Consider the following 23,943-nt stretch of genomic DNA (forward strand, 5'->3'; position numbering starts at 1 on the left):
ATAGGTGGCTTGCTCAATCCTGCGACTGGAAAATACTCCGGTGGCATAAGCGTAGATGAGCAGGGATAGTAGTAGAGAAGGGTGATAGGCTGCACTGCCTCTCCCGCGATATGCTCCCTGGATGGCTTGCAAATCCAGACTATCGACAACCTCTACAATAAAGCGAGCTAAATGATCTTCAGGCAGCCAGTCATCAATAGATGGAGGAAGTAGATAAGGCGTTTGACGATCGATGGTACGAAAGCGACTCATGATATATCCTGCTGGAACCTGAAAAGGGCTATTATCCTAGATCTGGATGAAATGGGCTAATAGTCCGACAGGCTGCTAGATATTTTATTCAGAAACACTCAGTCACAATCTTTACGGAAAGCTTCGTGACTGGATTTACTGTGCTGTTTAATCTGCCCCAACAGCTGTTTGACCGTTTGCTTGTCATCTCCTGCCGCTTTCAGCTCAGTGAATAACTGGTTCAACTTATCGATCCCTTGCAGATATTTCATATGCTTCATATGAGTCGCATGGGACATGCCTTCCATATTCGGCATATGTTTCATCCCCCCCATCTGAGCGTGATGTTCTGCACTCATCTGCGGCATATCATCCTGCAATTTCAGTGGTACATACTCTTTGGCTTTTAAGGATGCTGTCATTAACTGCTCAACAGCAGTCTGCATTGCAGCGGAGTCAGAGGATTTAAACGCACCGACATAAGCTTTCAGGTCGGTTTTCATCCCTTCCATCAGATCACCCAGTGGTGTGTCCTCACAATGAGCCGAGTGGGCAAAAGCCCCCTGTCCCGCCAGCAGCGCCGACGCTGCACCCAAAGCTATCAAGCTGTTTTTTACCGTTTTAAACATCGTTTTTTCCTTATTATTTATGGTGTTTATTCAAACAGGTTCACCAGAGCTATGACAAGCTGGCGCGCGCTTATGTCGCAGCTTGCCATAGCCTGGTTATTGAAACAAAGAAAGATACTAAGCCTTTGATATTATTATTTTTCTCAGACTAATTCGTTTCCACAGATAATACATCGCAGGCAACACCAGCAGTGTCAGCAATACCGCAGAAGCCATACCGCCAATCATGGGGGCAGCGATACGCTGCATCACTTCTGAGCCGGTACCCGAACCGTACATAATGGGTACCAAACCGATAATTACGGTGGCAACAGTCATCATTACCGGACGCACCCGCAAACCAGCGCCTTTTAGTACCGCTTGTTGCAGATCCTGTAAGCCAAACTGTGTCGTGTTATCGCCTTCTTTGGCTTTCTTCTGATATTTATTCAGGGCCTCATCCAGACTCTGGTTCAGATAGAGCAACATAATCACACCGATCTCAACCGCAACCCCGGCCAGGGCGATAAAGCCTACGCCGACGGCAATAGAGAAGTTATAGCCCAGCCAGTACATCAGCCAGATACCACCAATCATCGCCAGCGGCAACGTCACCAGAATCAGCAGCACTTCACCGATACGGCGGAAGGCCATATAGAGCAGCAAGACAATAATGCCCAGCGCAGCCGGTATTACTATTTCCAAAGTTTCCTTGGCCCGCTGCATATACTCATACTGACCGGACCAGGCGATAGAATATCCCGGTGGCAGTTTCAGCTGTTCAGCCACCACCTGCTGCGCTTCTTGCACGTAGGAACCCAGATCACGGTCTTCTATATCGACAAAGACCCAACCGTTAGGACGGGCATTCTCGGTTTTGATCATCGGCGGGCCATCTTCCAGCACGATATCCGCTACATCCGATAACGCCAGACGCTGACCGGAAGGTGTAATGACCGGCAGATTCTTTAAACGTTCCGGGGAATCCCGATACGACGCGGGATAACGCACATTAATGGGGTAACGCTCCAGGCCTTCAATGGTCTGACTGACCTGCATACCTCCAATGGCCGTCATCACCACCGCTTGTATATCCTGAATATTCAGACCATAACGAGCTGCTTGTTCCCGGTTGATATCCACTTTGATATAACGCCCACCGGCCACGCGCTCCGCATAAGCCGACGCCGTGCCCGGAACGGTTTTAATCACTCGCTCCAACTCTTTACCGATTCTTTCAATCTCGGCCAGAGATTCACCTGCAATCTTAATACCCACCGGGGTTTTAATACCGGTTGCCAGCATATCGATACGGGTTTTAATCGGCATCACCCAGGCGTTGGTCAGGCCGGGGAACTGTACCAGGCTATCCAGCTCCTGCTTCAGGATGTCCGTGGTGACTCCCGCGCGCCACTGATCCTTAGGTTTCAGCTGGATAAAGGTTTCGATCATGGTCAGAGGTGCTGGATCGGTGGCGGATTCCGCACGTCCCACCTTGCCCCATACGGTTTCCACCTCGGGAATGGTTTTGATCAGTTTGTTGGTTTGCTGCAGTACTTCCCGTGCTTTACCGATACTGATACCGGGGTAGGTGGTCGGCATATACATCAGGTCCCCTTCATCCAACGGCGGGATAAATTCACTACCGATTTTACTGATCGGTGTGACGCTAACGGCCAGCAGACCTATGGTCAGTACTACCGCCAGTACAGGCACTTTCAGCGTCAACTTCAGCACGGGCATATAGATTGCGGTTAACAGACGGTTTAGCGGGTTTTTATGCTCGGCAATTACCTTACCGCGAATGAAATAACCCATCAGTACCGGCACCAGCGTTACCGCCAGGGCTGCCGAAGCTGCCATGGCATAGGTTTTAGTGTACGCCAGTGGAGCAAACATCTTGCCTTCCTGCCCTTGCAGGGCAAACACAGGTACAAAACTGAAGGTGATAATCAACAGTGAGAAAAACAGGGCGGGGCACACTTCACTGGCCGCCGTGGTAATCACTTGCCAGCGATTATCATCGGTCAGCTCTGTGCGTTCCATATGTTTGTGGACGTTTTCGATCATCACAATCGCACCATCCACCATGGCACCAATCGCAATGGCGATCCCGCCTAACGACATAATATTGGCGTTAATGCCTTGCCAGGACATCACAATAAAGGCGGTCAGAATACCGACGGGTAAACTGAACAATACCACCAGAGAGCTGCGCAGATGGAACAGGAACAGCGCGCACACCAGTGCGACGACGATAAACTCTTCCAGCAGTTTATCCTGCAGGTTTTTAATAGCACTACCGATCAGATCTGAACGGTCATAAGTCGTCACAATCTCAACGCCTTCCGGCAGACTGGCTTTCAGTTCCTCTAAACGTTGTTTAACACCGTCAATCACCGCACTGGCATTTTCGCCAAAGCGCATGACGATGACACCACCCACGGCTTCACCTTCACCATTGAGTTCACCCACACCACGGCGCATCTGAGGTCCCAGCACCACATCAGCGATATCCCCCAGTAGCAGCGGTGTGCCTTGGGCGCTGACCTTAACGGGTAGACGCTTCAGGTCATCAATGGAATCGATATAGCCAGTGGCTCGCACCATATATTCCGCTTCTGCCATTTCAATGACGCTGGCACCGGTTTCCTGGTTCCCCTTGCGGATCGCTTGAGTGATAGCCGACAGGGGCAGATCATGGGCGCGCAGTTTTTCCGGATCGATACGAATCTGATACTGCTTGACCATACCGCCCACAGTCGCGACTTCCGCTACTCCGGGTACGGTTTGCAGTTCATATTTCAGAAACCAATCCTGCAGACTGCGTAACTGACTGAGATCATTCTGACCAGAGCGGTCGGTCAGCGCATAAGCATAAACCCAGCCAACGCCGGTGGCATCCGGCCCCAGAGCGGGTTTAGCGGTTGCGGGTAGATTCGGCGTCACCTGAGACAGGTACTCCAGTACTCGGGAACGGGCCCAGTAGATATCCGTACCATCCTCAAAAATGATGTAGACGTAGGAATCACCAAAGAAGGAGTAACCCCGCACCACGGTTGCTCCCGGCACCGAGAGCATGGCGGTGGTTAACGGATAGGTCACCTGATCCTCGACCACTTGCGGTGCCTGGCCCGGATAACTGGTTTTGATAATCACCTGCACATCGGACAGATCGGGGATCGCATCCACGGGGGTGTTTTTAACAGTAAAGGCCCCATAAATTACCAGTGCAATACCGGCTAGTAACACCAACAGGCGGTTTTTAATGGAGGCCTCAATAATACGATGAATCATTGACCGGTCTCCTCATCATCCAGATCCAGCCAATCCAGGTCTTCATCGGCTTTTGTTGGTTCTGGCAGTTCCAACGGTTGCGGGCTCATCATGGAGTGGTTCATTTTGCCCTGCCCCATAGAGCTATGATCCATACCTTCATGATTCATCTGGCTGTGGTTCATTCCGCTGTGATCCATTCCGTCCTGTCCCATAGAGCTATGATCCATACCTCCATGATTCATCTGGCCGTGATTCATGCCGCTATGATCCATTCCGCTGTGATCCATTCCGTCCTGTCCCATAGAGCTATGATCCATACCTCCATGATTCATCTGGCCGTGATTCATGCCGCTATGATCCATTCCGCCCTGCCCCATAGAACTATGGTCCATACCCTCATGATTCATCTGGCCGTGATTCATACCGCCATGGTTCATTCCAGCATGCCCCATTGCCTGAGAACCAAACTCCATACGGCTAAAATCAGCGGTCAGACTGGACTCGGAATCCAGCATAAACTGAGCAGAGGTGACGACGGTTTGTCCCGGCATCAAACCATCCAGAACCTCAATCTGAGTACCGCTTTCACGACCTGCTTCAACCCGAACAGAGCGATATTTCCCCTCACCTAATGCCAGCACAACACGCTCCATACTGCCGGAGCGAATCAGGGCTTCTCGGGGAATCAATAAAGAAGGGGCCGGAGCTTCAGAAGAGAGACTTACCTGGGCAAACATATTGGGTTTTAGCTGCTGGTCAGGGTTATCAAAACGTAAACGCACTGTTACGGTTCGGTTTTTGGCATCCAGCTCTGGGTAGATAAAATCCACCTCGCCCTGCCAGCGTTCGCCGGGGTAGGCATCCAGACGAATCTCTGCTTGACTGCCCACCTGCACCAATGAGGATTGGGATTCAAACAGCTCCGCTTTTAGCCACACAGTATCGAGCGATACGACTTCCAGCAGTGTTTTAGCCGGGGAAATATAGGCACCTTCCCGGATATTAAGTTGGCTGAGATAACCGTCCTGACGGGCATAAAAGGTTACCTCCTGTTCAACCTTACGCTTGCGAACCAGGGTATTGATCTGGGACTGATCCATACCGAGCGCCTGTAAACGTCGTTTAGCTGAACTGATGAGATTCTGATGCTGTGACATACGCAGTGCGTTAATCAACTCTTCCTGAGCTTTGACCAACTCAGGGGAATACAAACGCAGTAACGGCTGTCCCTTTTTGACTGACTCCCCAGCAGATTTGATATAGAGTTTCTCTACCCAGCCAGCAACCCGGCTGTTCAGCTGCCACTGACTGTCTTCATCCACAGAGAGATAACCCACCGTATTGACCTCAGAGATCAGAGGATCAAAGGCGACCTTTGCCGTTCGTACCCCCAGATTATTTTCCACCACTGGGGAGATTTTTACCGTACCGGCTTTTTCATCTTCATTTCCATCGGCATAGACTGGTACCAGATCCATCCCCATAGGCGACTTGCCGGGTTTATCGCGGCGGTAGTTAGGGTCCATCGGCGCAACCCAGTACAGAGGTTCTTTATTAGCTGAAGGCCCAGCTTTATCTTCTGCCGCCACATCAGAGTCACCGACATGCCCCGAATGATCAGATAGTTTTGCCTGAGCACTACTCATAGGCATTATTTTACTCAGCAAACCCTGATGGGTTGCTACACTGCCAACCGCGACACCAATGGCTAATGTCAGCGCTGAAATCATTATGGTTTTCATATCAAGCTCACTTGTCTCGTATCGAACCGATGCATTGATCTTTTTGCATCAGGTACTTATCTCGCCTAGCCATCTGTTATCTGATGACTGATCTGTTGGAAGTTACGTCTTGTTAAAGCCCCTGAAAGAAGCGCAACCGCGTCTGTAACTGCGCCTGTTCGGTGCGCAGCTTCTGATATTCCAGATTGAGATTCAGCTCCTGGGTATAGGCCTGAGTTAAGCGATCAAAAACACCGGTATTGGCCTGATACGCCTGTTCAGAAGCCTGAATACGAGACTTGGCTTGAGGCAAAAGTTTGTTCTGATAAAGAGAGAGACGTTGCTGAATAAACTGCAACTGAGTGAGTACTTCAGTGAGTTCGCCCTGGTACTGGCGAAGACGTTCATCACGTTCTGCCTGGGCTGCTGAGACCTGATAAACCGCCGCTTGGTACTGACGATCCTGACGTTGCTCCGGGAATAGCGGTAGCTCAACGGTTAGCGCAGCGCTTAACAGATCCGGCCGGGAACTGCCATCAGGTAACTCACTCCAACGGCGACCATAACTGACATCCAACTTAAAGGCCGGATCATAAGCAGTTTTTGCTAACGCTACCTGCCGTTGCTGGTAGTGAATTTCTGTCTGAGTTTGTTGAATAGCAGGATGGCGTAATAACAAGCGTTGCTGCTGATCACTATCTTGCAGGGCTTGCCACTGATTATCGGATACCCACCCCGGTAACGACATCTGCAGCTTCTGATTCATTGGCAAGCCTGTCCAGCGACTGAGTTGGGCTCTTAGGGCTTGTTCCTGTTGCTGATGCCCAGCCACTTTCTCCCGGATACGTTCCAGCTCCAGCTCGGCTTGAATCAGATCCTGGCTCTGCATTCCGCCTAAGGCAAAACCGCTGACCATATTGTCCAGATTCTGGCGAATCAATTGCTGCTGACGCGTTAGAATCTGCTGCGCCTGGCTGCGAAAACCGATGGCAAACCAGAGTGTTCTGACTGTTTGCAGTACCTGAAGCTTACGCAACTCACTCTGTTCGCTGAGCTGCTCTGATTTTAGCTGAGCCGATGCGCGTTTAATCGCCAGACTATCACCACGAGGGAACGCCTGAGAAGCACCCAGCACCAACTGAGTCATGGGGTCGTCATTTAAACGCAGACTGTCGGTAGGTATATTCGCCAACCCCACTTTAAACATAGGGTCGGCCCATTGAGCTGCGGCTTCACCTTGCTCTATAACACTTTTCTGACGATAGCTCAGTTGTTGCTGAACAAAATCCTGTTCCAGCGCCTGCTTTTCGGCCTGGTTTAAGTCAATACTCTGAGCGTAACTTAGCTTGCTGGCTGTCATGGCTATAGTGGTAGCAATAGCCAGCCATAAAAATCGTGTAGACATAACACGTCCTTACTGATGAAAAAGTAAAACGATGTGCTATGTGAACCTATTGCCCGGTTTGTAAAATGGCATCTTTACGCTGGGAACACACCTAACGTTGAGTACAAAAAAACGCCAAAAGATCGGACAGATTTAACACATAAACACAGGAGTTAAACGATTTCAGTCTGTATAGGAGGACGGTAAGGGGTTTCAGAAGAGCTCTGAAGCTGAAGCGAGGGCCGATGGCCTAACAACAGATGTGTTGTTACAGGCCAATGGTAATTCAAGGTTTGCGCAAAGTGACTGCTGCTAATACAGCTCATCGCTGCACATTGGACATCACAATCCATCATCAATGCATGAGCACTATGCTGGCTTTGGTTTTGGCTATCGGCACAATGATTACCCGGGGCCATCTCGCCAGCACGTGTCATTTCGCTGGCATCTATCGTAACGCTATGGCCACCATCGATTACAGAGATTTGGTAATGATCCATATGAGTATTATTTCTCTCAGGCATAACAATACCCGCACTCGTGAAAAGCGCACTGAATGTCAGACTGAAAATTAGAAAAATAATAACTCTGGATACGGCCACGATAGTAAAGCTCGATAACAAGTCATATAAACCTGACACTCATTAGGCAATAGGAAAGCGGCCAAAGTCAACCTGAAATAAGAAACCATACACCTTACATACAACCTCTATCCTAACGAAGAACCTGACTGCTATACTGCCATGCGACTATAATTTTTTTAATAAAAACAACGTAAAACAAGGCATTTGTATATGGTACAGGTGGACAACCCCTCTGGCAGCATTGACCGGGCATTACTACAGATCGCACTGGATCTGAGTTCGGGTCTGGGGGATCAACGTCAGTATCAGCGCCTGATTGAAGCGATCAGTCAGGTTCTCCCCTGTGATGCCAGTGCTCTGTTTCTGCTGCAAAAAGATCAACTGGTACCTGTAGCGATAAACGGCCTGCCCGATGAGATCTATGGTTATCGCTTTAAACCGGTCGAACATCCACGTTTACAGGCCATTATTGAGTCCAGAGACCCGGTGCGTTTTGCTGCTAACAGCTCCCTGCCCGATCCCTTTGATCAGTTACTGAGCAAAGATACCGAGCGCAGCCTGGATGTACACGATTGTATGGGCTGTAGCCTATACGTCGGCGATACTCTGGTTGGTGTTCTGACACTGGATGCCCTGACCGTAGGCGCTTTTGACGCACTGGATGATGTTACCGTCGCCACCTTTGCGGCATTAGCCGCAGCCACCCTGCGTAATGGTGAGATGATTCGTTCACTGGAAAAAAACTCCCGCCAACAGCAAGCACTGACGGAAGAATTGATGCTGGAAGCCCGTCAGCAACGAGGTGAGATGATCGGCTTTAGCCAGCCCATGCAGACCCTGAAACAGAATATCCAACTGGTCGCACCGTCCGATCTGGTCGTACTTTTATGCGGTGAAACCGGCACAGGTAAAGAGTTGGCGGCACACGCATTACATACGGCCTCTCCCAGAGCCACAAGCCCCTTAGTCCATGTGAACTGCGCAGCTTTGCCGGACAATATCGCCGAAAGCGAGCTTTTTGGTCATGTGAAAGGGGCATTTACCGGTGCCCATAGCCATCGTGCCGGTAAATTTGAGTTGGCCGATGGCGGTACTTTATTCCTGGATGAGCTAGGTGAGCTATCACTTCCGCTACAAGCCAAACTATTAAGGGCGATCCAACAGGGTGAAATCCAACGGGTTGGGGCAGATAAAAATAAACATGTTGATGTACGTATTATCGCTGCGACTAACCGTAATCTCGCCCAGATGGTTCAGCAAGGCAGCTTTCGCGAAGATCTTTATCACCGGCTAAACGTATTCCCCATTACTCTGCCACCACTCAGGGAACGCAAGGAAGATATTGCTGTACTGGCTGGCTATATTCTGGATCAGGAGCGTCGCCGTTTAGGCATGGCTCAGCTCAGACTTCACCCCAATACTTTAATGGCTCTTGAGACTTATGAATGGCCTGGCAATGTTCGTGAGTTGCAACACCTGCTGATGCGAGCCAGTTTACGGGCCATGCAGGGTAGTCAGCTGCCTGGCTTGATTATGTCTCAGCACTTGGACCTATTACCATCTGATCGTCTGCAACAAGCCAACAATAGTAACCATCACTCTGAGCTGGATACAGCATTGGGTTCATCAGCAGATAGTTCTGTACAGGTTGCCAATCAAGCGGGCACACCCCAAACTCTTAATTCATCAAACACCGCTATACTTGGCCTAACGCAGACAACCAGCCGCCCCCATTCAACCGACCTGCTAGTCCATGAAATGGCAGCCGCTGGGCTATCGGTAAAAGAAGCGACTCAAGCGTTCCAACGTCAGCTAATTCAACAGGCACTGGAACAAAATCAGGGAATTATTGCCAAGGCTGCCCGTCAGCTACAAACAGATCGGGGTAATTTTTACCGCATGGCGAAAAAGCTTGGTGTAATTTGACTTTGATAGTCCACTTGGGGTTTCAAAACCGGCTGCATTGTCAGAACTGACTGCGATTCAACGTAAAGAGCCTATCCTTCAAAACGGGTTAACTCAAAATAGATACGACCGCCTTTGTACATTTCCAAATGCAGCGGCTCCTCCCGTATCAGTTTGACCAGGCCCACACCTGGGGCATACCACTCGGTTTGCGTAATGATCACTTCCTGATAGCCAATCCTCGGGTCGGCATAAAAACTGATCGCGCCTTTTCCCTGTATCTGAATGCAGTTTTTAAACGTACCCGCAGGCACTCTCACTTCAGCCGTGGTGCTGATCACATCAAAAGCCAGATTAAAGCGCCGCTCCTTTGGGTCCGGTAAAGAGTGGCTACTGGTGGCATGTAAAAGATAAGGCTGGGTTTCCAAATACCAATGTAAGCCTCTGTTCTTGACTGCAAATGCTTCATTTTCACTGCCCAACTCTTCAATAGCCGTCGAGGTCAACGATGCTCCGGTTGCAGCGGCCTGGATAGCAGCTATAGGTATGATTGTACGCATCTCTGGATCGAAACGAGGTTTAAGCTCAACCTGAGTACGCTTTCCAATCCTGTACACACCATCATCATTTTTCAGGATGTAATACTCGGTATCATCACTGGTACGACGGACACTGACATCCTGATCCGCATACTCACCACCCAATGCAATCTCGCCCAGGTTCTCGATACTAAAAGGGTACTCTTGCTCTTGGTCACGCCACTCCCGGCCAACCCGCTGCTCAGAGACCCGATAGTGCCACTTCAACCCCTTTTCCAGAGGGAAATAGTCCTTGGAATCCGGGGATTGCTGGCAAGCCTGCAACGCGGATATACCCAGCACGATCAAACCGGCTTTAAGCAGATAAAAGAGGTAACCATTCATCTTACTTCTCCGGCAGAGCGGGGTCAGGCAAACGATCAAACTTCAGGCCAGGATACTTATGCCCCATCAAAGCCGTTTGTTCACTTTGCTGCATATCCTCAACAGGATTGATCTGGCCGATTTGCAGTTTTCCGCTTCCACTCTCCCGCATTGCGGCATCCAGTTTACTGTGCAGTATCTTTTCATACGGAAGGCGATAAGCCCTTGGCTCCGCAGCCACCTCATGAGCGCTAAGATCCGTTAACCAGATAAAGATCTGACCTTCCAGACCAATCTCATCATCCGGTTCTTCAATCACCGTAAAATGCAGTAGAAACTTGTCAGGTAACTGAGTGGTCGTGGGCCAGCCCTGACTCTCTTTCCAACCTTGATAGCTTGCCCAATAAAAGACCAGTGCCACGAGGATCAACACGGCTTTCAAAGACCAGTGCCATCGACTGTAGACCAGACTCAGTAATACCAATGCCGTTAAAAAAACATAAGCGATGGACAGCTCCAATAAGATCTCGTTCATAATCCATAAGCCTTTTCTTGCTTTATCTTTTTACCGGTTCCGCGTCACTTACCTTGTCCGCTTACCAGTTTTTTCTGCAACTGATTGATGTCAACCACCTGTCCCTTAGGCGTTAAGGTAAAACGTACTGCGGTAGCTTCATCTCCCTGTTGTTCCAGAATGAGGCTGTGGTAAGACAGTACCTTCATGACCGGATTAACCTCAGCAAGATATACGGTGACAGGAACCGGATTCTGATCCGCTGACTTGAAGTAATGCACATTAATCACAAACTCGCCGGGCGGGCGGCCCCGTATCGTCAGCACCTCCTGATTCAGCGGATTGATTATTTCCTGACCATTGACGGTCTGGGTATCATTAGCCAGTCCCCTGTCATCCCTGTCCAGATGCATTAAGCCGTCCTGAGTCCGCTTATACCAAACCTTGGTACCCTTAGGGCCACTGGCCCAGACATCAATATCGTTAGGATCACCATCAGGCCAGCTTACCGTAATCAGAAACTCCGCCTTGGGATCAATGATGCCTGTTTTAGCCGGAGGGTTTAGTAATAACAGCGCAATCAGGAAAAGAAAGGTAAAAGTGAGTAAAGCGTTGAACAGCAGGTCAGTAAAAGGATCGATATCAAAGCCGGTCTTGCGCTGAAACAGTGCCATTACAGCGTCCCACTGCGCTCATCAAACGACACGCTCATAAAGGCCTGGCCTAAATTGACACCATCTACCACCAGGCGATCTGCACAACGATCAAGGAGCAGATACTGTACTCCAAGCGCCATGCTACTGATCAATCCGACCAGCGTGGTGTTCATGGCAACGCCCATGCCCTGCGTCATCTGCTGCATCAGCTGTTTAATATCCGTAATATCCAGCTTGTCGAGGCCGGATACGGAGCTAAGCATCAAAACAAAGCCAACCACGGTTCCCAGTAACCCCAGCTTGATAACGATACCTGCGATAAACCAGCCCACCTGATGCGTACCACGCAGTGACTCGGCCATGATTTCCGAAAGGAGTACCTTGTCTTGGGCATCCCTACCTTGATACAGGCCCACAAGATATTCCTGAGCTAAACAGCTGCCACGGGGGAAGAGACTTAACAGCTGAACAGCCGAACCCTCTTTAACCAGCTCATCCTGCAAATAAGCCAGCATCAGAGCCTGCCTGGCCAGATAAAAGCTACGCCAGGCACAGTGCACACAAGCACCGAAGAAAACAAACAGGATAATAGTGCTGATACGGGTAATATCCTGCTGCAAAATAGCCCTCAGAATACCTATATCCCAAACGATAAACACACCCGACAGCATCAGGCTGGAGAGTAGCAACCAAAGCAGAAAAATCTTATAAGGCGTTGAGTGTTCCACGACTTTTCACTCCCAAGAGGCCCGTGAAAGACCATCATTACAGATCCCAGATACGCTTGGTACAGCACTAAAGCAGGTAGGGATTACTTCCTTTGGCCTAAACCTTTGATTAATTCCGGTAGACTAACGCTTCGTTAAACCTCTGTTTATCAGTGTAGCCCACAGGGTCATCGCCTCACTGAGTTCATCGCCGACGTATTACTGACTCATCGCCTATCTCTCTCATTACTCCGTCCCTCACTCCGCCCATCCAGACAGGTATTGGTTGACCACGACATAACAAATTGCAGCAACGGCCACACACTGATTCAAACGACAATTAACGTCCTGCTAATTTAAAAAAACCAAACCTTAGTAATTACTCTAAAAGAACTAGGGATCTCCCTAGTAACAAAAGATCCCTCTCACTTCTACCTTTATCCCTAGAACTTAATCTGGCTCAAAAACAGTTCACTGCTAGTCCGACAGAGACCCTAATAATAATGCCTGCGGACTGAGGAACAGATAGTAAGAGGAATAGGACAATGGCTTCTGCAACAACCACCCAAACGGCTCGCCTTGAGTCAAAGGCCGAAAATAATACCTCCAGACGAGAAATGTCATTCAAGCTTCGCCTGATACTGGGCTTCTCGATTCCTTTACTGACCCTGATGTTACTGGGTTCGATCAGTATCTGGGCGTTAAAAGAAACCAGCCTGGGGCTTAAAACGGTCTACGAAGACCGCGTTATTCCTCTGCAAAGCTTAAAAACTATCGCAGATGATTATGCGGTTTTAATCATTGATGCCGTCAATAAAGCGGATGCAGGTTTAATCAGTGCAGAAGACGCCAGAGCCAGTATTTAAAATGCTCAAAGTCGCATCGCCAAGGTTTGGAATAGCTACCTGAACACCCAGTTAACACCAGAAGAAGCCCAATTAACTCAGGAAGCAGAAGCTCTGTTTATCGCCGCAAATCAGGACATTCAGCAGGCTTTAACACTGTTAAACCGACTGTCCGGCAATATAAAAGGCCAACTGGACACAATCAATGGCCCTTTGTATCGCTCTATTGATCCGATTAGCAGCAAGATCAATCAACTGGTTGAACTGCAATTAAACGTCGCCAAGGAGCTGTATGCTCATACAAAGGAACATGATCGACAAATGCTGATACTGGTCAGTAGCTTACTGGCACTGGCTCTGTCAGGCAGCATCGCGTCTGGACTCTACATCATCTACCGGCTATCCCGACAACTGGGGGCAGAGCCGGCTAAGGTTCGGCTAACCACTCAACGGGTGGCCCAGGGCGACCTGACCATAGAGACACCCCAAGACAGTCACGCAAGCAGTATTCTGGCTGCGGTAGGCTGTATGACTCAGGATCTGAAAGTCGTGGTGAAAAATGTTAAAAACTCCACTCAGGATATTGCTGCTTTGGGTAATCAACTGCACCAAAGAACGCAGGCTACACGGGATATGCTCAATACCCAGAAAAGTGAAACAGATATGATCACCTCGGCTATGACTGAGATGAACGCCACTGTACATGAAGTCGCCAAAAACACCGCCGCAGCGGCTGAAGCCAGCCGCACCGTTGAACTGGAAATGGAAAAAGGTCTGCGCATTGTGGACGACAGCATCAAGAGTATTCACTTACTGGCCAATGAAGTACACCAATCCGTGCAAGTTGTCTCTCAACTGGCTGAGGACAGTCAAGAGATTAAAACCATTCTGAGTGTTATTGGCGATATTGCAGAACAAACCAATCTGCTGGCACTGAATGCGGCTATTGAAGCCGCCCGAGCCGGTGAACAAGGTAGAGGCTTTGCGGTTGTGGCCGATGAAGTCCGTACCCTGGCCAGTCGTACTCATGATTCTACGGAACAGATACAGAATATGGTGCAGAAAATTCAGTCTGGCGTTGCACAAAGCGTTACGGTCATGAAAAGAAATGAAGCGGTGGCTCAGAACTCAGTCACCCTGGCAGAACAAACCCAGCATAGCCTGCATAAAATCAGCGAAGCAATCACTACAGTCAACGATATGAATACTCAGATTGCCAGTGCAGCAGAAGAACAGAGTCTGGTTACAGAAGAGATCCATCGCAATATCTCGGTCATCAGTACTATCACTCATGACAGCAACGACGCTTTTGATGAAGTGTGGCAAGCCGCCAATAATTTAAGTCAGATGGCTGAGCGCTTAGATCAGGATGTGGCGTATTTTCGATTATAGCGACTATCTATCCTTCCCTCCCTTTTCCGTCTCTCATGCCCAATAAAGAAGCTCTGATTTAGTGGTCAACTAAATATCGATCAGAGCTTCTTTGTCATTTCTTCTCTGATTTTCTACCACCAAAGATGTCTTAAACACATCGAAAGATGTAATAAAAACATCACTCATCAGATGTAAAAAAAACATCAAACAAATATAACATCATGCTGAAAGCCCCTATTTATGTAGGGCTTAAAACCCTGGCACGCCACCTGCAATAGCCCTATTACAACAAAGGTCAAATACAACGGCCGTTATAAAAACAATCCTGTGATGATTAACCTGATAACACGTCACCTAATCACAGGATTGCACTATTACCAGAATCCAAGAATAGTTTGAGGAAAAGCGAATGTTCTGTGTCCAGTGTGAACAAACCATGAAAACGCCTGTAGGTAATGGCTGCGCTTATGCACAAGGTATGTGCGGTAAAACAGCTGAAGTTTCCGACCTGCAGGATCTGTTAGTACGCGCGCTGCAAGCATTATCCATCTACGCCAACCGCGCCCGCAGTGCAGGCGTCATTGATCAAGAGATCGATCAATACGCTGCCCGCGCATTTTTCTCTACCCTGACCAACGTTAACTTTGATAGCGACCGTATCGTTGCTTACGCTAACCTGGCGCAACAATACCGCGACCAACTGAAAGCCAAATATATCGCCGCTTGCACCGCAGCTGGCAAAACCCCTGATGCAGAAACCGAAGCCTCAGAATTTACTCTGGCCGATAACAACGAAGCTCTGACTGCACAGATTGCTCAGTCCAGTGTTAACCGTGGTAGCAACGATGACAACAAAGATGTGATCGGCGCACGCCTGCTGGCGATCTACGGTCTGAAAGGTGCGGCGGCTTATATGGAGCACGCTCATGTTCTGGGTCAATACGAAGAAGATATCTGTTCCGAATTCCACCAGATTATGGCTTGGCTGGCAGATGATAGCGAAGACCTGAACGAGCTGCTGGGCTGTTCCATGCAGATCGGTAAACTAAACTTCCGCGTGATGGAGATGCTGGATCGTGGTGAAACCACTCGCTTTGGTCACCCAACACCAACCCAAGTCAACGTTAATCCTATTAAGGGTAAAGCGATTCTGGTATCTGGCCACGATCTGCACGATCTGGAAAAGCTGCTACAACAAACCGAAGGCAAAGGCATCAACGTATACACCCACGGTGAGATGCTGCCAGCACACGGTTACCCAGAGCTGAAGAAATACGCACACTTAGCCGGTAACTATGGTACCGCATGGCAGAACCAGCAAACTGAATTTGCTCAGTTCCCTGGCGCTATCGTCATGACCTCTAACTGTATTATCGATCCTAAAGTAGGTCAGTACGGGGACCGCATCTTTACTTCCAATATCGTAGGCTGGCCGGGCGTTACTCACGTGGCTGACGGTGATTTCAGCCCTGTGATCGAAAAAGCGCTGGCACTGGATGGTTTTGATCACGACCAGATAGAGCACTTTATTACCGTTGGTTTTGCTCGTAATGCTCTGATGCAAGCCTCTGGTGCTGTCATCGAAAATATCAAAGCTGGTAATATCAAACACTTCTTCCTGATTGGCGGCTGTGACGGTAGCGCCAAAGAGCGTGAATACTACACCGACCTGGCCACTCAAGTGCCACAAGACAGCGTAGTTCTGACGCTGGGCTGCGGTAAGTTCCGCTTCAACAAGCAGGACTTCGGTGATATCAACGGCATCCCACGTCTGATCGATATCGGTCAGTGTAACGACAGCTACTCTGCGATCCAGCTGGCGGTTGCTCTGGCAGAAGCGTTTGAGTGCGATATTAACGATCTGCCACTGTCTCTGATGCTGTCCTGGTTCGAGCAGAAAGCGATTGTGATTCTGCTGACTCTGCTCTCTCTGGGCGTGAAAAATATCTCTACCGGCCCAACACTACCAGCCTTCCTGACCGACAATCTGGTTAATGTACTGGTTGAGCAGTTCCAGCTGAAAGGTATCACCACTGCTGAACAGGACCTGGCTCAAGCGCTGAATGCCGCATAGGATTCAGGCCAAAACAGCGTTAGAAATAGATTTAAAGCACTGGGATAAATAAGCAGAAACTGTTTCAGGGCTGACTTGGATCAAATACCAATACCCTGATTCTGTTAAGGTTTTCTGCATTTCCTAAGTGACAAAGAGGGTCAGCATCTGCTGGCCCTTTTGCTTCTCCGCTCAGCTACGGGCTTGATCTAAATACCGAACAGAGACACGACAGTCTGATTCGCGGATTAAGCTTTAGCGGTGAAAGCAACCGCTCAGCAGATATCTATAAATAGAAACAAAACTAGGTGATTAGTAATATGCAGCAACTTGAGCAGCTGAACTTCACGGGCCAAACCAGTGCCTTTATTGCCCCTATTAACTGTGTCGCCCGTCGTGACGAAACGCCGGACGCCACCACTTTTATCTTTGAAGCCTGCAATCAGGCAGTCTTTAACTTTATTCCGGGGCAGTTTATTACTCTGCAACTGGAGATTGATGGTCACGAGTATGCCCGCTCTTACTCTATGTCCTCATCCCCATCCCGACCTTTTACCCTGGAATGCACCATTAAACGCGTGAAAGGCGGCGTGGTATCCAACTGGCTTATCGATAATCTACAGCCGGATATGAGCCTGAACGCTTTGGCACCAGCGGGTGATTTCAACCTACAAAACAGTCAACAACCTGCCCGCTATCTGCTACTAAGCGCCGGTAGTGGTATTACGCCTGTAATGTCCATGGCACGCTGGCTGCTGGATACCAATAGCACCGCTCAAATTGACTTTGTACATAGCTCGCCTAATCGTGACAACACCATCTTCCAGAAACGCCTGGAGATGCTGGACAAGATTTATGACAACTTTAACCTAAACCAGCTATTCAGCCGTCCGGCCAATGCTGACGATGCACAGCGCTTTAGTGCGGAATGGTTAAACCAGAATATTACTGATCTGGAAGATACCGAAGTCTATGTTTGCGGCCCAACCGGCTATATGCAAGATGTAGAAGCAGCCCTCAAGGCGCGTGGTTTTAATATGGAGCGCTTCTTTAAAGAATCCTTCCAACCTGAGGCCCCAACTGAGAATACCGATATAAATGCTGCCTCCACTTTCGCCCTGGAGGTTGAAGGCCAGAAAACCATCGAGATTAAAGCTGGTCAGTCTATTCTGGATGCTGTTGAAAAAGCAGGTTTGGATATGACAGCGGCGTGTCGTGCCGGTGTCTGCGGTGCGTGTAAGTGTCTGATTATCAATGGTAAAGCAGAATCCAGCAGCCAGGCGAATCTATCTGAAGAAGATCTTGAACAGGGCTATGCACTGGCTTGTAGCACGACCGTTTCAAGCAATAGTCACGTAAAGATTGGTTAGAGTCCAAAACGTCCAGGCTTATTTCTTGGCGGACTTTCGTTATATGTTGCTCTCAAAGCCTTGACTTATATTTCCCACCTGAAAATAACGTTACAAAAAAAGGGGACATCCAATGTCCCCTAAGAGCAACAGCCGTTAGGCCTGCATTCGTGTTATCAGTCAGCTGTCGATAGCTCACTGAGATAAATATTTCCAGTCCCTATCTGCTTGGCTTCTTCAACAGCTAACAGTGCTTCTGTTGCCAATTGAGCAGCATTTTTGGACTCATCTTTTAGCGCCAAGCCGATACAACAGCTGATGACTACATCACTTTGCTTCATCTTGATCGGTTGACACAGATTCTGCTGTAGGTCTCTGGCCACCTGCATCAATACTATCTCGTCCACACCGTTTTTAGAAAAAACCAGTTCCAGAAAACGATCACCTTCATAGCGATAAATGATTCTTTCACGGGCCACGTCATTTTTCAGCAAACGTTCTGCTTGTATCGCGAGAATAAAATCACCTACCGCACGACCATACTTTTCATTGACATCAGTAAACCGATCAAAATCGATAATAATCGCAGCGGCTAAGTCCCGCTCAAAACCTTTGTTCAAACGATTTATTTCAAACGCTGAACGACATAACAATCCAGTTAAGGGGTCACAGTTGCTTGTAATTTTTTGCTCACCAACACCCTTGGTCAGATTACTCGTGGGCTGCTGTAGTGTGCTAGATAACCCCTCATCCTGCTGCCCGCTGTTTTGAAAAACCAATATGGGCTGTTTATGCTTGATTACTCCCATAGAGTTTCCCCATTTCAGTCGGTCCATTCGGCAGGATAGCTTCTGGATAATTTAAATTTTTATTATCAAACTGACCAGCACCTAAAGATAAGCCCTTTCTTCTCCAGCCAGAGGCAGAAGAGAACATGGAATAGATGTCGAAAAAATCTTGTGCAAGTGCTAATACGTATTATGACTTGAAAAAAAAGCACTGAATACTCGGTCTAATACCAAGATTTTTAAGGGTTTTCCCTAGGGTATTATCTGAATTCCACATGTATACTTGTATTAGATACATAGCTGGATATTCTTATGGCGGAGAAAAAAACACGTTCCCTTTCAAATCAACTGGTTCGTCTGGTTATTCTGCCGTTGCTGTTGTTGGTCATACTGGTGTCTGGTCTTCAGGTTCAACTCTATTTTCAGAGCACTAACCAATTAAGGGAACAATATCTGAATCAACAGGTAGATCAGCTAATACCTTTGCTCTCTAAAGCATTATACGATGCGGATGAGGACAGTATTAATCTGCTGGGCGATACTCTTTATCAAAACCCAAGAGTCACTCATCTGATGATTTCTGACCAGTTTGCCAGAGTTTATCTGCGTACCCGGATCAGCCCTGTCGACCACAACACATTGTCCCCCCCGCCTTTAATTATTAGCAGACCTTTGAGCCACACAAATAGCGATGGACAACGTTTGTTAATGGGGAATATCACTATTCATTTTACCGATAATAACTTCTCAGTATTTCTGACCCCTGAGAATCTCAGTATTATCACTCTTAATCTGCTAAAACTGCTTCTTCCGTTAGTGGCGCTATTTATTTTTCTGCAACGTAAGGTTAATCGTCCAATCAGGTCCTTAATTGATGGCTTAAAAGAGACTCGCCCAGATCACTTTAAGCCCCAGATGGTAAAAGACCATAGCCCCAGTGAAATACATGAACTGGTCATGGCATGTAATACCCTTCAAGAAAACAACCATTTACACCATATTCGACAAAAAGAAGTTAATGACAAACTGATGGAAAGAAATCAGGAAGTCGCAGAAGGTCGGGAGTCTGCGCGCTTACTATCTAATATGTTACAGAGCAGTCAAAAGCGCTATCGTGCTCTGTTCCACAGAAGTGTTGACCCTCTATTGATTGTGGAGCCCTATCGGCTGGGTGAAGAAGAAATTTACCGTATTATCGACGCAAACTATTCCGCTATTGATCTGCTCAAACAACCTTTGGATACCCTTACAAAACAGAACTTTGAGGATATCTTTGGCCTGAGACCGTTAGAACATGGCAGTTACCCACTGCCGGAAAATATTCTTGCTCAGCCGGGAGAGACCCGTCACAGACATATTGAGTTGCACTTTAATATGGTGCTGTATGATAAACACAGTTTGTACTACGTCACTTTAAAGGATGTTACCGATAAAATTCGTGCCGAAAATCTCGAAAAAGAAGCCAGCGAATTAATGAACTTCCGTCAGAATCAGATGGCTATTGCCGAAATGGCTACAACAATCGCTCATGAGATCAATCAACCTCTGGCCGCTATTCAAAATTATGCTAATGCAGTGATCAAACTAAGCAAGCCCTCTTCAACTGCGAATCAAACTAGCTGGCAAGAGCAGCAGAAGAAAGTTTGCTTTAGCCTGGAACAGCTTAACAAACAAGCTCAGATTGCCTCCGATATTGTAAAACATGCCCGAGGTGAACTCGGCCGAAACGATTATCCCCAAGACGCCCTTGAACTGACACAAACCGTACATAACACCATTGATCTGTGCCAGCTTAGGGCTGAAAAGCTGCAGGTTAAGATCAACTTCTATCCATTAATAGATCAAGCCTGGATTATCGCTAACGAAGTACAGATCAAACAAATATTGATTAACCTGATCAATAATGCACTGGATGTCCTGGAAGATATGGCCCATCCATCGGGGCAAATTATACTGGAGCTATATAATCAGGATGGCCACTATATTTTAGAGGTCAAAGATAACGGTACTGGTATCAGTGATATTCAACGGGTATTCACTAACCATTACACCACAAAGAAACACGGTTTGGGTATGGGCTTAGCCATATGCCGCAGTCTGGCCGAAATCCATCACGGCACGCTTAGTGTCAATAATCGCACTGAAGGCGGTGCTGTTTTCTCTTTAAAACTGCCCGCTCATGAGCCAGAAAAACCACTCCTAACAACCACCACATCGGTTAACTGATAACTTATCAAGGATATTTAACCTATGTCACAGACCATCAATCATAAAATTCATATTATTGATGATACGGAATCTGTAGCATCATCTTTAAAGATACTACTGGAGTCATATGGTTACGATGCAGAAACTCACTCTTCAGGTGAGAGCTTTCTATCGTTTATTGAGCAAACCTCTGCTGAACCCAGCTGTATTTTGCTGGATGTCCGTATGGAGGGTATGAGCGGCATTGAGCTGTTCCAACAACTGGAAAGCCTGAATATCATCGCCCCGGTTATCTTTATTACAGGTCATGCCACCGTACCTATGGCCGTCCGGGCTATACAGCTAGGTGCTCATGATTTTCTGGAAAAGCCTATCGATCACAGCCAGTTAATTTTTAAAATCGAGGGTGCATTAAAGAGTTTCAGAGAGCGTAAGGCCTTACTGCGCAAAGACAAAGAAACTCATCAGATGTTTGACTCTTTGACCAGACGGGAAAAGCAGATCATGGTGATGTTGGTAGAAGGTTCACCCAACAAAGAGATTGCCCGCGAGCTCAATATCACGGTTAAAACTGTTGAGTATCACCGCAGCAATATTATGAAAAAGACCCAGGCTGCCTCTTTACCCGACCTGGTCAAGATATATATGTCCCATGAAAATAGTTAATTGCTCTTTGCTGCAACAATGTCTGCTGTGGTCCGGCGTATTATGGCTGACATTGTTAGCCGGATTCGCTCAATGCTCAGATAATGGCAATATTCCATCCAGTAAACAGCAAGAATCGGCTAAACAAGCCGGTAAGCCACTCTACTTTGTTCTACTAACCAATAACGAGCAAAGTGAGTTCTGGCGTTTAACGGAACAGGCCGCGAAAAAAGCAGCCAATGACCTCGGTATAGAGCTTCAGGTGATCCCTCTGAACGGCAACCCTCTACGCCCTGTCAGAATTATTTCTTCTTTAGTTAACGCACCGAAAAAGCCCAATGCCGTTCTGTTCTCCAATATGAAGAATACCGGCAAGGCTGTATTGGAGATACTTGAAAACCATCGCATTCACTCCTTTATCTTTGATAACGGCTTTGCCGCCAGTGATCAGATCGGTTTACCTGGTCGTGAGTATCGCTTCTGGCAAGCTGAACTACTCAGCGATAATGAGGCTTCCAGTCGTAAGCTGACTCAAGATCTCATTGAAGCAGGCTTGTCCCGGTTTACAGCCTCAGATCCCCTCCCTATGATCGCTATGGAAGGCAATCCATCTTCAGAGGTGAACGCTGAACGCCTACTGGGCATGTACGATACCCTGAAGAAATATAAGAGCGCCGTTGCGGTAAAGCAGGTTTTTCGTACCCGTTGGAGTACTAAACATGCCCGTAATGCCGTTTTGGCAACATTTCAACGCTACCCCGACGTAAAGCTCATCTGGGCGGCCAGTGATGATATGGCAATCAGTGCAGCCAAGACCTTACTTGAGATAGGCAAAAAGCCAGGAGAGGATGTATTTATCGCAGGGTTCGATCGACTGCCAAAGGTGCTGGATTATATTGATAAGGGTCAAATCGTAAACAGCTATGGTGGACATTATATGGCTGCTGCCTGGGGCGTGATCTATATGTATGACTTCTTTAATGGCTTTAATTTGGCCCATCGCAGCATGCAGTTGCCAATGTTTAGTCATAAAAGCACCGGCATTCCCTTCGAAACCAAAATCCGTCTGGGCAACTTTGAAGAGGTAGACTTCACTCAGTTTTCCAAAACATTGGCCCCCTCAGTTCAAAGCTACCCCTTTTTAACCCAACAATCTCATTAAAGGCGTTGTTTACTCAAGCAGTAAAAAACAGGTTACAGGTTAATTAATGATTACGACTTAGGCAAAAGAGAATAGCGTTGGAACAGATGTTGTCCCAGTTCAGTGCGGACCTTGGCTAAAGCCTGCCAAAAACGCTGGCTTAATTCGGGGTTTCTGGCGACCCATTGATGAGACAGAGGAAGATACCAGTCCGCCAACATAAAAGGCTTATCCAAAGATCGTACATATTGCGCTTCCTGGGTCGATAACACCAGATGATCGCCAATGGCACTTTCAACCACATAGCCGTCCAAACGCCCCAGCGCTACAAGGCGCATGCCTTCACTTGGCATATAAGAGTGGGCCACTTTAACATTTAAAGCCTCCAGCTTCTCTTCGGCTACATAACCTAAAGGAGCCGCAATTCCTGTTTTCAAACCGGTAAACTGCTCACCATCCCAGGACAGAGAGCTGTTTTTCAAACTATAGATATTATATTTTACTTGCCATAGCAGATAGCGGCTGTCTGGTTTACCATCCAGCATGGGAAAAGCACCCCATCTTTCCCTTTTTTTCAACCAGATTGCCGCATAGATGCCATCAACCTGTCCTGCTTCCAGCAACGCAATACAACGTTTCCAAGGATAATGGACAAACACTGGTGTAATGCCAATAGAGCGACTGGCCTCTATCACCAGATCAGTCAACATGCCAGCCTGTCCCTGCTCAATGCTATTATCTTCAGCCTTAATCAGGTAAGGTCTATAATCTTGATTTTCATAGCAAAAGCGCATGACTTTAACTTCATCAGCAAAACCAAAAGTAGAAAAAGCCAGTAGCACAACAGCTGATAGGGACGCTCTAATAGGCATTCAGAATTCCACTTAAAAAAGGTTATTCTGAATCAAATTTAGTGCAAATAACAGACTAAAAACAGTACAAATAGGTAAAATATTCCTTAATTGTCTGTGCAAAACTGTTTTTCAGCCGGTATGACTGCATGAACAGACCTCACGTCAACAGATTTCATATACTAAGCATCTCCTTGG

General features: G+C 47.8%; 20 protein-coding genes. 8 read left to right on the forward strand and 12 right to left on the reverse strand.

All coding sequences use genetic code 11. The annotated features are described in order from the left end of the window. The 6 genes from H579_RS25170 to H579_RS0110190 all read right to left on the reverse strand — a co-directional run. On the reverse strand, positions 1-252 hold a 252-nt coding region (locus H579_RS25170; RefSeq protein ID WP_036566016.1), incomplete at its 3' end, for a transposase. Between the two features lie 98 nt (positions 253-350). Further along, positions 351-860 (reverse strand): hypothetical protein, encoded by a 510-nt coding sequence (locus H579_RS0110170; RefSeq protein ID WP_028300589.1) that lies wholly within the window; start codon positions 858-860, stop codon positions 351-353. Between the two features lie 117 nt (positions 861-977). Then, positions 978-4,136, reverse strand: coding sequence for an efflux RND transporter permease subunit (locus tag H579_RS0110175; RefSeq protein ID WP_028300590.1), 3,159 nt, complete (start codon positions 4,134-4,136; stop codon positions 978-980). Then, the gene (locus tag H579_RS29875; RefSeq protein WP_084624065.1) at positions 4,133-5,860 is read right to left on the reverse strand and encodes an efflux RND transporter periplasmic adaptor subunit; all 1,728 of its coding nucleotides are present in this window, start codon (positions 5,858-5,860) and stop codon (positions 4,133-4,135) included. The genes H579_RS0110175 and H579_RS29875 overlap by 4 nt, the downstream gene beginning before the upstream one ends. Before the next feature lie 112 nt (positions 5,861-5,972). Further along, complete coding sequence (locus tag H579_RS0110185; RefSeq protein WP_051227522.1) at positions 5,973-7,244, reverse strand: TolC family protein; 1,272 nt, start codon at positions 7,242-7,244, stop codon at positions 5,973-5,975. Between the two features lie 152 nt (positions 7,245-7,396). Then, entirely contained in the window at positions 7,397-7,747 is a 351-nt protein-coding gene (locus H579_RS0110190; protein WP_157834598.1) for a hypothetical protein, read from the reverse strand. Between the two features lie 270 nt (positions 7,748-8,017). Here H579_RS0110190 and norR point away from each other — a divergent pair, with 270 nt between their 5' ends. After that, on the forward strand, positions 8,018-9,733 hold the full coding sequence (gene norR / locus H579_RS0110195) for a nitric oxide reductase transcriptional regulator NorR (protein ID WP_036566017.1): 1,716 nt from the start codon (positions 8,018-8,020) through the stop codon (positions 9,731-9,733). Positions 9,734-9,804: 71 nt separating this feature from the next. Here norR and H579_RS0110200 read toward each other — a convergent pair whose 3' ends face one another. The 4 genes from H579_RS0110200 to H579_RS0110215 are packed head-to-tail and all read right to left on the reverse strand — an operon-like array spanning position 9,805 to position 12,512. Continuing rightward, positions 9,805-10,635 carry a hypothetical protein gene (locus tag H579_RS0110200; RefSeq protein ID WP_028300594.1) on the reverse strand — a complete coding sequence of 277 codons (831 nt, stop codon included), beginning with the start codon at positions 10,633-10,635 and terminating at the stop codon, positions 9,805-9,807. A gap of 1 nt (position 10,636) precedes the next feature. Next, positions 10,637-11,149: a hypothetical protein gene (locus tag H579_RS27840; protein WP_051227523.1), complete on the reverse strand. Its 513-nt coding sequence runs from the start codon at positions 11,147-11,149 to the stop codon at positions 10,637-10,639. A 44-nt stretch (positions 11,150-11,193) separates the two neighbouring features. Further along, complete coding sequence (locus tag H579_RS0110210) at positions 11,194-11,802, reverse strand: hypothetical protein (protein WP_028300595.1); 609 nt, start codon at positions 11,800-11,802, stop codon at positions 11,194-11,196. After that, entirely contained in the window at positions 11,802-12,512 is a 711-nt protein-coding gene (locus H579_RS0110215; RefSeq protein WP_157834599.1) for a MotA/TolQ/ExbB proton channel family protein, read from the reverse strand. The genes H579_RS0110210 and H579_RS0110215 overlap by 1 nt, the downstream gene beginning before the upstream one ends. 524 nt (positions 12,513-13,036) lie before the next feature. On the opposite strand from H579_RS0110215, the gene H579_RS0110220 reads away from it, so the two are divergent. The 4 genes from H579_RS0110220 to H579_RS0110240 all read left to right on the forward strand — a co-directional run bounded on the left by H579_RS0110220 (position 13,037) and on the right by H579_RS0110240 (position 18,133). Further along, the gene (locus H579_RS0110220) at positions 13,037-13,357 is read left to right on the forward strand and encodes an MCP four helix bundle domain-containing protein (RefSeq protein WP_028300597.1); all 321 of its coding nucleotides are present in this window, start codon (positions 13,037-13,039) and stop codon (positions 13,355-13,357) included. Between the two features lie 192 nt (positions 13,358-13,549). Next, positions 13,550-14,728: a methyl-accepting chemotaxis protein gene (locus H579_RS25185; protein ID WP_051227524.1), complete on the forward strand. Its 1,179-nt coding sequence runs from the start codon at positions 13,550-13,552 to the stop codon at positions 14,726-14,728. A gap of 391 nt (positions 14,729-15,119) precedes the next feature. Then, complete coding sequence (gene hcp / locus H579_RS0110235) at positions 15,120-16,784, forward strand: hydroxylamine reductase (RefSeq protein ID WP_028300598.1); 1,665 nt, start codon at positions 15,120-15,122, stop codon at positions 16,782-16,784. Positions 16,785-17,083: 299 nt separating this feature from the next. Next, the gene (locus tag H579_RS0110240) at positions 17,084-18,133 is read left to right on the forward strand and encodes an iron-sulfur cluster-binding domain-containing protein (RefSeq protein WP_028300599.1); all 1,050 of its coding nucleotides are present in this window, start codon (positions 17,084-17,086) and stop codon (positions 18,131-18,133) included. 155 nt (positions 18,134-18,288) lie between these two features. On the opposite strand, the gene H579_RS0110245 is transcribed toward H579_RS0110240, so the two are convergent. Continuing rightward, positions 18,289-18,921 (reverse strand): GGDEF domain-containing protein, encoded by a 633-nt coding sequence (locus tag H579_RS0110245; RefSeq protein WP_028300600.1) that lies wholly within the window; start codon positions 18,919-18,921, stop codon positions 18,289-18,291. 291 nt (positions 18,922-19,212) lie between these two features. Between H579_RS0110245 and H579_RS0110250 the strand changes: the two genes are divergently transcribed. Genes H579_RS0110250 through H579_RS0110260 form a run of 3 tightly spaced genes read left to right on the forward strand, consistent with a single transcriptional unit; the run spans position 19,213 to position 22,915 of the window. After that, positions 19,213-21,126 carry a sensor histidine kinase gene (locus H579_RS0110250; RefSeq protein WP_028300601.1) on the forward strand — a complete coding sequence of 638 codons (1,914 nt, stop codon included), beginning with the start codon at positions 19,213-19,215 and terminating at the stop codon, positions 21,124-21,126. Positions 21,127-21,150: 24 nt separating this feature from the next. After that, positions 21,151-21,774 carry a response regulator transcription factor gene (locus H579_RS0110255; RefSeq protein WP_028300602.1) on the forward strand — a complete coding sequence of 208 codons (624 nt, stop codon included), beginning with the start codon at positions 21,151-21,153 and terminating at the stop codon, positions 21,772-21,774. Next, positions 21,761-22,915, forward strand: a complete 1,155-nt coding sequence (locus tag H579_RS0110260) for an ABC transporter substrate-binding protein (protein WP_028300603.1) — start codon at positions 21,761-21,763, stop codon at positions 22,913-22,915. Before H579_RS0110255 ends, H579_RS0110260 begins: the two co-directional genes overlap by 14 nt. Positions 22,916-22,965: 50 nt before the next feature. On the opposite strand, the gene H579_RS27845 is transcribed toward H579_RS0110260, so the two are convergent. Then, a complete protein-coding gene (locus H579_RS27845) occupies positions 22,966-23,766 on the reverse strand; it encodes a substrate-binding periplasmic protein (protein ID WP_028300604.1) in 801 nt (266 codons plus the stop codon). Between the last annotated feature and the right edge of the window lie 177 nt (positions 23,767-23,943).

The organism is Oceanospirillum beijerinckii DSM 7166 (assembly GCF_000422425.1).
Lineage (GTDB): Bacteria > Pseudomonadota > Gammaproteobacteria > Pseudomonadales > Halomonadaceae > Oceanospirillum > Oceanospirillum beijerinckii.